This is a genomic window from Streptomyces sp. TRM64462, from assembly GCF_013362995.1.
Taxonomy (GTDB): Bacteria; Actinomycetota; Actinomycetes; order Streptomycetales; family Streptomycetaceae; genus Streptomyces.
Map to the genome: position 1 here is coordinate 1 of NZ_JABWDV010000197.1, position 9,414 is coordinate 9,414.

Sequence of the window (9,414 nt, forward strand, 5' to 3'; positions counted from 1 at the left end):
CCGGGGCCCGCGTGCCCGGCGACGCTCCGGGAACCGCCCGGACCGCCGCCCCGGGACTCGGCGGGGGCGCACGCCACGCGGGTGCCGCGCCCGCTCGCCGGGGCCCGTCAGGTCCTGGTGGTCTCGGTGCACTCCTGCGGGAGGTCGTCGAGGCCCTTGCTGCGGTCGTACGGGTCGACGGCCTCGACGGAGGGGTCCACGCCCGGTGGGGTCCCACCCATGAGGTCGGAGGCGAACACCGGGTGGAAGTACCCGTCCGCGGCTCGGGTGCAGTCGTCGTTGCCCGTGCTCTGCGCCCACTCGATCATGTACAGCTTGCCGGGGGTACCCCCGTACTCCTGCGGGTCGTACAGGGCGAACGTCAGCTCCCGGCGGACGATCGTCCGGTCGACCTCCTCGTGACTGCCCGTCTTCGTCTTCACGACCGGGTAGACGAAGGTGAAGTCGGCGTGCACCAGCAGCTCCCCGCCGCTCCGCCCCTTCTCGTACGTAATACGGCCCCGCGTTTTGACCAGATCGCGCACCACCCGCGCCTCGGACGGGTCGAAGCGGCTGAAGAGCAGGACCGGGTTGGCCTCCTCGCTCGGCGTACGCAGGGCCTTCTCCATCAGCCCGCGGCCGTCCTTCTGCAGCGGGTCGAGCAGCTCCAGCGCGGCCTTCGGGTACTCCCCGCGCAGCGTGGCCGGGTCGATGTTGGAGGCGACGAGCAACTCCTTCGTGGCGGCCAGGGCGTGGGCGACCTGCTTCTCGCTCATGCCGCCGACCGCCTTGGCCTCCGGGAGCTGGATGCCCGCCGCGCCGTCCGCCCAGCGGAGGGCGGGTGAGCCTCGGAAGGGCTCCTTCAGGGTGGGCTGGTCGGGGAAGAGCTCCTCGGGCGGCGCGGTCGAGGGCCGGGCCGTCTCGGCGGGCAGCGGTGCGGCCGCGTGGGTCTCGCGCTTCGGGAAGTGGTCGGTGACGAGCTCCGGGCGGACGGCGACGACCGCGAGGCCGGCGACGAGGACGACCGCCGTCACGGCCTTTGCCCGGCGGCGCCTGCGCGAGGTCCGGTTCATCTCCTGCCACGCGGGGCCGGTGCGCCAGCCCGCGGGCTCGTCGGTCGTCTCGTTCCGGCTCATGTCCCTCGCCTGCTCACGGTGGTGTTGACCTGGGCATTTCACGGGCGGGGCGGGACGACCACAAGATGCGTCGGGCGAATGTGATGATCATGTGATGAAGCGGGGGGCGCGTCGGCCGGGTGGTGCGGTACGGCGGCTAGGATCGCCTGCCCGAACGAGACGATCATGGGGGAGACATGCGCAGGACGATGGCGGCAGCGGCAGTGATGGCGGTCGCGGCTCTGCTCACGGGCTGTGGCGGCGCGGCCGACGCCAAGGGCGGCAGCGGGACGGAGGGCGCGAGCGGCGCACCGTCCGCCGTGGCCACGCCGTCCGGGAAGGCCGAGGGCCAGGCGGAGGCGGACACGGGCACGTCGTACGAGGTGACCATCGAGGTCGGGGGCACCGGCTCGACCATGGTCATGTACACCCTCGACGAATCGAAGACCGAGACGGTCACGCTGCCGTGGAAGAAGACGGCGACCATCACGCCGGTGGGCGCCGAGAAGGAGGTCGGCCGCCTGGTCCTCGTCACCCCGGGCACGATCACCGACGGGAACGGGATGCTGACCGCGGCCTCCTGCACGATCACCGTGGACGGCAAGAAGGTCGCGGACAACGACAACGGCAAGGTCGCCAAGCCCTGCTCGTACAAGATCAAGTAGGGCGCCGGGGGCCGGGCCCTGCCCGGTCGGCCGCGTGCCGCGTGGGTCCGCGGCCGACTGCGGGTTCTAGGCGTGTTGTCCGGACAATACGCCTAGACCGTGCCCGACTTGGCGATGGTGATCTTCTTGCTGGTGGCGCCGTTGGGCGAGCCGTGCGACTCGATGGTCTTCACCACGTCCATGCCCTCGACGACCTCGCCGAAGACGACGTGGGCGCCGTCCAGCCAGGAGGTGACGACGGTGGTGATGAAGAACTGCGAGCCGTTGGTGTTCTTGCCCGCGTTCGCCATGGACAGGAGGCCGGGCTTGGAGTGCTTGAGGGTGAAGTTCTCGTCCTCGAAACGGTCGCCGTAGATGCTCTTGCCGCCCGTGCCGTTGCCCCTGGTGAAGTCGCCGCCCTGGAGCATGAAGTCCGGGATCACCCGGTGGAAGGACGAACCCTCGTAGCCGAAGCCGTGCTCGCCCGTCGCCAGCTCGCGGAAGTTGCGAGCGGTCTTCGGCACGACGTCGTCGTACAGCTTGAAAACGATCCTGCCGGCCGGCTGGTTGTCAATGGTGATGTCGAAGAAGACGTTGGATCCCATGCGTCGATCATGACACGTTGGAGGGAACCCTCAAGCGGGGCGGATGTTCTTGTTGTGGTGGAAGGCGTTGTCGGGGTCGTACGCGGCCTTGACCTCGGCGAGTCGCCGGTAGGTGTCGTCGCCGTAGGCCTCGCGCACGCGGTCCGCCGGGTCGTCGGCGTCGAGGAAGTTGACGTAGACGCCGTCGGCGCGGTGCGGCTGGAGGGCCTGGAGGAACCGCCGCGCCCACGCGGTCTCGGCGGCGGCGTGCTCATCCGACTCGCCGGGCAGCCACACGGCGTCGATGTTGATGTTGTGGAGCACGTCCCGGCCCGCGTAGGCGGTGGCGCCGTGCGGAACGCGGGCGACGGCGCCGCCCATGTGGAACATCACCGCGTACGACCGGGGCGAGCCGGCGCGGTAGGCGTGGTCGGCGATGACGGCGATGGTGTCGTCGGAGAGGTCGGTGAGGTCCGTGGCCTTCCAGTAGTAGTGCCACCCGTGGGGGACGGTGTCGTCGGTGGAGCGCTGATGGGCGGCGTACGGCTTGGGTGAGACGAGGTCCACGAGCGGCGTCCCGAACTGCCGCAGGGCCTTCACCGCGCGCTCACCGTCCTCGGTGGCCCCGGCGTGGCAGCAGACGACGGCGACGGCGGGCCGCCAGTGCAGCTCCTCGGGGATGACCGGCAGCGGCGGGACCGTACCGAGCCTGACCACCGTGCCGAGCTCGTCGGGTGCTTCGGCGGCGAAGTCCCGGTAGAAGCGGAGCACCTCGGCGGTGTCGTCGGCCGCCCAGAAGACCGGTCCGGCCAGCACGGTCGGCCCGACGGGGTGCAGGGCGAACTCGAAGGTACTGACCACGCCGAAGTTGCCGCCGCCGCCCCGGAGCGCCCAGAACAGATCGGGGTGCTCGTCGGCGGACGCCCGGACGGTGTCGCCGCCGGCGGTGACCACCTCGGCGGCGAGCAGGTTGTCGACCGTGAGCCCGTGCTTGCGCATGAGGTAGCCGATGCCGCCGCCGAGCGTGAGCCCGGCGACGCCGGTGTGGCCGACGATGCCGCCCGTGGTGGCCAGGCCGTGCACCTGGGTCTCGTGATCGACGTCCCCCCAGAGGGCGCCGCCCTGCACCCGGGCCGTGCGGGCGACCGGATCGACCGACACGGCCCGCAGGTCCGAGAGGTCGATGACGATCCCGTCGTCGCACACGGCGCTGCCCGCCACGTTGTGGCCCCCGCCCCGTACGGCGATCTCCAGGCCGCGGTCCCGCGCGAAGCGGACGGCGGCCGCCACGTCCGCGGTGCCGGTGCACCGGGCGATCAGCCGGGGGCGCCGGTCGACCGCGCCGTTCCACACGGCGCGGGCGGTGTCGTACTCGGGGTGATCGGCGGTGATGAGCCGGCCCCGGAACCCGTCGATCTTCATCGCGCCCGCCTCCTCGCAGGTCGCTGTTCCTCCTCACCTCCATCGCAGCACCGTGCACTGTGGCTGTGAAGTCAAGAATCTGTACTCGAAACCTCCGAAAGCCGGAGATACTGGAACAGTGCGGACATACGGCCAGTACTGCCCCATCGCCCGCGGCGCCGAGATCTTCGCGGAGCGCTGGACACCGCTGATCATCCGCAACCTCCACCTGGGCTGCGCCGGCTTCGGCGAGATCCTGGAGGGTGCGCCGGGCCTCTCCCGCACCCTGCTCTCGCAGCGGCTGAGGCAGCTCGAACGGCTCGGCGTCGTCGTGTCGTCCCCCAAGCCCGGCGGGCGCGGACGTCACTACGCGCTCACGCCCGCCGGACACGACCTGTTCGAGGTGTGCAAGGCGCTCGGCGAGTGGGGTGCGCACTGGCTCGAAATCGCTCCCGAGCACCTTGATCCGTTCGTGGCGCTGTGGTCGATGTGCAACGTGCTGCGCCGGGACCGGCTCCCGGACCAACGTGTCGTCATCGGCTTCGACTTCACGTTCCCCGGCGACCGCCGGGCCGACGAACGGTTCTGGCTGCTGATCGAGCACGGCGAGACCGAGATCTGCCGGACGTACCCGGGTCTGGACGAGGACCTCTACATCACGGCGGAGGCGGAGGCCTTCATCAAATGGCATGCGGGCCAGCTGGCCTGGGCCGACGCCGTTCGCGACGACCGCATCCGGCTGCACGGCCCGGCATGGCTCGTACGGGCCTTCCCGACGTGGAACGCGCGGAGCGCGTTCGCGCACATCAAGCCGGTCAGGGCTGCCGCGCGTACGTGACGAAGCGGGCCCAGGCGTGCGGGGTGACGGCCAGGCGGGGGCCGTCGGTGTTCTTGGAGTCGCGTATGTGCACGGTGGCGGGGGTGGTGGCGACCTCAAGGCAAGTGGCTTCGTTGCCGCTGCTGCTGTAGCTGCTCTTGCACCACTCCAGCGAGGAGCCGCCCCTGGTAGAGGTCTTGCGGATCATGTCTCTCCCAGCACTTGCTTGACGAAGGCCAGTGACTCCCGGGGAGTGAGAGCCTGAGCCCGGATCATTCCATAGCGAAGTTCAAGGATTCGAACGCGCTTTGGGGCCGATACCGCACGGCCGTTGAACGCGCCTGCGGAGCGCCCGATCACCGTGCCGTCCTCGAATTTCAGGACCTCGATCCCGCCGTCCAGCCCAGGATGGGTTTCGACACCTGTCGGCATCACCTGGAGGGAGACGTTGCGCAACTGGCCGACCTCCAGGAGACGTTCGAGCTGCCGACGCCACTCCATTCTGCCTCCGATCGGGCGTCGTAGCGCCGCCTCTTCCAGGACGAAGCTGAGCGACGGCACCGGCGACCGATCAAAGACGGAGCGCCTGGCCATACGTGCCGCCACGCCTCGCTCCACCTCGTCCTGTGAGTACGCGGGCTGCCGCGTCTCCAGTAGCACCCGCGCGTGGCCCTCTGTCTGCAACAGGCCATGGACGCCATGGCTGGCATACACGCCGATCTCAACCGCCCGCGCCTCCAGCTTCGCCAGGTCCCGGACCTGCTTCGGGTAGCGAACCTCTTCCACGTCCTTCTTCATCGCGGCGATGAGGCCGCCCGCCTTCAGGACCTTGTCCGCCTTGTCCAGGTACTCCGGCCGGGGAATCCGTTTACCCGACTCGACCTTGTAGACCAGGTCCTCGCCGTACCCGATGGCGTCGCCGAACTCGCCCGCCTTGAGTCCCAGTGCCTCCCTGCGCAGCTTGAGCTGGCGCCCCACCGTGGCGACAACCGTGGCACCCCACTCGTCGCCGGGGTCCACTCCCCAGCCCGGCTCGTCCGCGTCATGCACCGTCATCCGCCCCACCTCCAACGTGCAGCCACACCTGTGCACCTCTTGCCCGTACGCCTCTCCGGACAGGCCGGACGGCGGCGGACAGGCCCTGGACAGTGACTGTACGCATCAGTCGGATCACTGGCCGCCACAGAGTCGCCGCCACCAGGATCTGTGACATGGACCACAGAAGCGCTCAATTCCTTGCGCCCGCACGCGACTTCACCATGCAGCTCCACGCCTCCCGTCAAGGCGCCCGGCTCGGGCGCGAGCTTGCCGCCGTGTGGCTCCGCAGCCGGGAGCTGACCCGCCCTGTCGCGGACACCGCGCTCCAGCTCGTGGCCGAGCTCGCCGCCAACGCCGTCCTGCACGGGCGCGTGCCAGGGCGGGACTTCCTGCTGGAGCTGCACATCACGGACCGCGACCGGGCCCTCCGTATCGAGGCGACGGACACGCGGGGCGAGCGGCTGCCGCCGGCGCCGGCCCAGTCGCCGCCGCCCGACAGTGAGCACGGGCGCGGGCTCGTACTCGTCGAGGCGCTGGCCGATCGGTGGGGCGTAGCGGAGGGGCCGGTTCCGCGCAAGACCGTGTGGGCCGAGATCGACCTCGTACCGGAGCACGGGCGGCCGTGTGCCGGTGGGCCCGGTGGTCTTTCCCAAGGAACAGACGGAGAGAAAGGACCCCTCCAAGCCCCGCCCCTCCCCCCGGTCGGACAGCCTCACCCCGTCGGGTGAACTTGGTCAATTGGGCTGGTGTTGGGGCGGGTTGGGCGTTCTAGGCTCGCCGTGACATATACCGCAGACATACGTCGGCCCCCGCCGGGAGTGGCTTCCCGTGCGAGGGCCTGACCAACTAGGAAGAAGACAGCTTCCCAATGGATGCTCAGCACCCTAGCGTGCCCGCGCACGCCTCGCCCCGAGTTGCTGGAAAGCGGCCCGGACACCACCCGTCCGGGGTCGTTCACCTCAACACCCGGCACACCAGTCGCTTCACCGTGGTCGGCAACCACCTTGCCCAGCACCGGGAGTTGTCGCTGCTGGCCATCGGGCTCGCCGTCCATATCCAGTCGCTGCCGACCGGCGCCCGCGTCGACATCAAGAGCCTCGCCGCCCGCTTCCCCGAGGGTGCCAACCGGATCGCGGGCGCACTGCGGGAGCTGGAGGCGCACGGGTACCTGCGGCGCGTACGGGAACGCTGCCCGGACGGGCAGATCGTGACCCGTACCCTCTCCTGCAACCAGCCCGGCGCCGACCGCCGTGTCCCCGAGGCCCGCGCCCCGCGGACTCCGCCACCGGCCGCCGCCCGGCCACCGCGGCGACCCCCCGCGCCCCTCCTCGTACCGCAGCCCGCCTTTCCCGCCGAGTCCCTCCTGCGCGCCGCGACCGAGCTGCTCGCCGGCCTGCGCCTTCACGACCCGCGTCTGCTGCTGTCCGCCCGCGACACCGCGCAGCTCGCCCCCGGCGTCGCCGCCTGGCTGGAACGGGGCGCCAGCCCCGAGAGCGTACGGCACGCCCTGACGGCGTACCTGCCGTCCGAGCCGCTGCACCGCCCGGCGGCGTTCCTCGCCCACCGGCTCACCGCCGAGCTTCCGCCACCCAGCGCGGGGCCGCCCCGCATCGATCCGGTCCAGAACTGCGACCGCTGCGACCGCGGGTTCCACGCTCCCGAACCAGGGGTGTGCGGCGACTGCCGCGTCACCCCTTGCCCACCCATCCATCACTCATCCGAACAGGAGCCCTGTGGTCAGCTCACCTCATGAGGCGATGCACCGCATCTTCCAGGAGTACCCGGAACTCTTCTCCCGGGTCTCGAAGGTGCTCGGCGTCCCCTTCTCCCCGCTCACCTCGGTCACCGTTCTACCGACCGATCTCACCGAGTCCCGGCCTGTCGAACGCCGCGTCGACACACTGCTGCATCTCCGGAACGCAGCCGACGGCGGCTTCCTCGTCGCCGTGGAGGCTCAGGGCAAGAAGGATCCCGGGAAACCACGCACGTGGGCCTACTATGTCTCGTACCTGTACGAAAAGTACGGACTTCCGCCCGTCCTGCTGGTCGTCTGCCAGGACCGTGCCACGGCCGAGTGGGCCGAGCGGCCCACGCACTTCGGCCCGGCCAATTGGGCGACGCTCACGCTGCGCCCCCTCGTGGTCGGACCACACAACATGCCCGTGATCACCAGCGCTGACGAGGCGCAAAAGGACCTGGCGTTCGCCACTCTGTCCGCGATCACGCACGCCTCGAACCCGGCGGTCAGTGCCATACTGGACGCGCTGTCCACCGCTCTGCGGGATGAGGCCGAAGACCTCGTCAATCCCGTCGTCGAATTCATCGCACAGGGCCTGGGCAACCGCCCGGCCGCTGATTACTGGAGGAACCTGGTGGCCGTGGATCTCTCCTTCTACAAGTCCCCCCTTTCTGACGGCATCCGCGCCGAGAGCCGCGCGGAGGACATCCTTCTCATCCTCGAACAGCGGGACATCTCGGTACCCGACAGCGTTCGGCAGCGTGTGAATGACTGCGAGGACCCGGAAGTCATGCGCTCCTGGCTCCTCCGCGCCCTCACCGTCACCTCTGCCGAGAAGCTCTTCGGGGACGAGTAGCCTCAGCCGACAGGGGCCGACCCTGCACCCTCGGGCGGGTCGGCCCCTGTCCCTGTGGTGCCGTGGTGGTGCCGTTAATCGGTCGAGCGGCGCCGGCGCGGCTCCTACAGTGGCCCGGCACGGCACTGTCATCGGGGGGCTGGTTCGACCATGCGTACGCACTATCCGCGCACGCCGCATCTGCCCTGGTCCCCTGGGGCCGCGCGGGACGATGTGCGGGTCGCGGATCTGTCGGGGTTCGCCGGGCGCGAGGTCGTCGTCACCGAGAAGCTCGACGGTGAGAACACCACCCTGTACGCCGACGGGCTGCACGCCCGGTCGCTGGACTCCGCGCACCATCCCTCGCGGGCCTGGGTGAAGGGCTTGCAGGGGCGTATCGCGGCGCACATACCGGAGGGGTGGCGGGTGTGCGGCGAGAACATGTACGCGCGGCACTCGCTTCCGTACGAGGACCTGGAGAGCTACTTCTACGGGTTCTCCGTGTGGGACGCCGAAGGGCGGTGCCTCGACTGGGACCGGACCGTGGAGTTTCTGCGGCGGCTGGGGATTCCCGTGCCCGCCGTGCTGTGGCGCGGGGTGTTCGACGAGCGGGCGCTGCGGCGGCTGCGCGTGGACGCCGGGCGGCAGGAGGGGTACGTCGTACGGACCGCCGACGGGTTCATGGCCGAGGAGTTCGGGCGGCGCGTGGCGAAATGGGTGCGGCCCGGGCACGTGCAGACCGGGACGCACTGGATGCATGCCGCAGTGACCCCGAACGGGCTGTCCGCGCGGGCCGCCCTCTGGGACGTGCGGTCCGGGGCGGTGCCCGACGCGGACGGGCTGCTCGCGGCTGTGGGCGGTGGCGAAGGGCACGCGACAGCCGCCGCCGAGGCGGGTGCGCGGCTCGCGGGCGGCGACGGGGACGCGCGGCTCGCCGGGGTGCTGGCCGCGCTGCTGCACCGGGAGCACCGGGGCACGCTCGCCGGCCGCCTCGCCCCGGCCGTGGGGCTGCCGCTCGCGCGGCGCGTCGCCGACCTGGTGGGCCTGCAGGGCAGGCTGCACCGGCCGTACCCGGACGAGGAGCGGCGGGCCGGGCTCGTACGGCTGTCGTACGCCGTCGACCTGGACGTCCTGCACGCCGTCGCCGCCGTCACCGCGCCCGGCGCCGAGGCGCGGGAGCAGGTCGAGTGGTCGGCGTTGCACGCCGAGGAGGCGGGGCCCCTGGCCGGACTGGACGAGGCGTTCGCCGACCTCGGCGCCGAC

Annotated in this window: 11 protein-coding genes; 6 read left to right on the top strand and 5 right to left on the bottom strand. The window is 70.8% G+C overall.

Translation table 11 applies throughout. The annotated features are described in order from the left end of the window. Window positions 1-107 precede the first annotated feature (107 nt). Window positions 108-1,115, bottom strand: a complete 1,008-nt coding sequence (locus HTZ82_RS09000; RefSeq protein ID WP_175408782.1) for a hypothetical protein — start codon at window positions 1,113-1,115, stop codon at window positions 108-110. A gap of 176 nt (window positions 1,116-1,291) precedes the next feature. Between HTZ82_RS09000 and HTZ82_RS09005 the strand changes: the two genes are divergently transcribed. Next, complete coding sequence (locus HTZ82_RS09005) at window positions 1,292-1,759, top strand: hypothetical protein (protein WP_175408783.1); 468 nt, start codon at window positions 1,292-1,294, stop codon at window positions 1,757-1,759. A gap of 92 nt (window positions 1,760-1,851) precedes the next feature. Here the strand turns inward: HTZ82_RS09005 and HTZ82_RS09010 are convergent, their stop codons facing one another. Both HTZ82_RS09010 and HTZ82_RS09015 read right to left on the bottom strand, forming a co-directional pair. Continuing rightward, a complete protein-coding gene (locus tag HTZ82_RS09010; RefSeq protein ID WP_175408784.1) occupies window positions 1,852-2,343 on the bottom strand; it encodes a peptidylprolyl isomerase in 492 nt (163 codons plus the stop codon). Between the two features lie 30 nt (window positions 2,344-2,373). After that, window positions 2,374-3,744, bottom strand: a complete 1,371-nt coding sequence (locus tag HTZ82_RS09015) for an FAD-binding oxidoreductase (protein ID WP_175408785.1) — start codon at window positions 3,742-3,744, stop codon at window positions 2,374-2,376. Between the two features lie 118 nt (window positions 3,745-3,862). Between HTZ82_RS09015 and HTZ82_RS09020 the strand changes: the two genes are divergently transcribed. Further along, window positions 3,863-4,561, top strand: coding sequence for a helix-turn-helix domain-containing protein (locus HTZ82_RS09020; protein ID WP_175408786.1), 699 nt, complete (start codon window positions 3,863-3,865; stop codon window positions 4,559-4,561). Here HTZ82_RS09020 and HTZ82_RS09025 read toward each other — a convergent pair. Together HTZ82_RS09025 and HTZ82_RS09030 are read right to left on the bottom strand one after the other, a co-directional pair. Next, window positions 4,539-4,748 (bottom strand): DUF397 domain-containing protein, encoded by a 210-nt coding sequence (locus tag HTZ82_RS09025; protein ID WP_175408787.1) that lies wholly within the window; start codon window positions 4,746-4,748, stop codon window positions 4,539-4,541. The genes HTZ82_RS09020 and HTZ82_RS09025 overlap by 23 nt on opposite strands. After that, entirely contained in the window at window positions 4,745-5,596 is an 852-nt protein-coding gene (locus HTZ82_RS09030) for a helix-turn-helix transcriptional regulator (protein WP_175408788.1), read from the bottom strand. Before HTZ82_RS09030 ends, HTZ82_RS09025 begins: the two co-directional genes overlap by 4 nt. A gap of 155 nt (window positions 5,597-5,751) precedes the next feature. Between HTZ82_RS09030 and HTZ82_RS09035 the strand changes: the two genes are divergently transcribed. From HTZ82_RS09035 to HTZ82_RS09050, 4 genes are all read left to right on the top strand, one after another. Continuing rightward, entirely contained in the window at window positions 5,752-6,306 is a 555-nt protein-coding gene (locus HTZ82_RS09035) for an ATP-binding protein (RefSeq protein ID WP_175408789.1), read from the top strand. Window positions 6,307-6,446: 140 nt separating this feature from the next. Beyond that, window positions 6,447-7,331 (top strand): helix-turn-helix domain-containing protein, encoded by an 885-nt coding sequence (locus HTZ82_RS09040; protein WP_254711736.1) that lies wholly within the window; start codon window positions 6,447-6,449, stop codon window positions 7,329-7,331. Next, entirely contained in the window at window positions 7,312-8,172 is an 861-nt protein-coding gene (locus HTZ82_RS09045; RefSeq protein ID WP_175408790.1) for a hypothetical protein, read from the top strand. Before HTZ82_RS09040 ends, HTZ82_RS09045 begins: the two co-directional genes overlap by 20 nt. 150 nt (window positions 8,173-8,322) lie before the next feature. After that, a partial coding sequence (locus HTZ82_RS09050) for an RNA ligase family protein (RefSeq protein ID WP_175408791.1) occupies window positions 8,323-9,414 on the top strand: 1,092 nt, incomplete at its 3' end.

Bases quoted from the DNA above. Each gene is read 5' to 3' on its own strand.
- HTZ82_RS09030 (WP_175408788.1), bottom strand. From the start codon at position 5,596: ATGACGGTGCATGACGCGGACGAGCCGGGCTGGGGAGTGGACCCCGGC.
- HTZ82_RS09035 (WP_175408789.1), top strand. From the start codon at position 5,752: ATGGACCACAGAAGCGCTCAATTCCTTGCGCCCGCACGCGACTTCACC.
- HTZ82_RS09040 (WP_254711736.1), top strand. From the start codon at position 6,447: ATGGATGCTCAGCACCCTAGCGTGCCCGCGCACGCCTCGCCCCGAGTT.
- HTZ82_RS09005 (WP_175408783.1), top strand. From the start codon at position 1,292: ATGCGCAGGACGATGGCGGCAGCGGCAGTGATGGCGGTCGCGGCTCTG.
- HTZ82_RS09025 (WP_175408787.1), bottom strand. From the start codon at position 4,748: ATGATCCGCAAGACCTCTACCAGGGGCGGCTCCTCGCTGGAGTGGTGC.
- HTZ82_RS09000 (WP_175408782.1), bottom strand. From the start codon at position 1,115: ATGAGCCGGAACGAGACGACCGACGAGCCCGCGGGCTGGCGCACCGGC.
- HTZ82_RS09010 (WP_175408784.1), bottom strand. From the start codon at position 2,343: ATGGGATCCAACGTCTTCTTCGACATCACCATTGACAACCAGCCGGCC.
- HTZ82_RS09015 (WP_175408785.1), bottom strand. From the start codon at position 3,744: ATGAAGATCGACGGGTTCCGGGGCCGGCTCATCACCGCCGATCACCCC.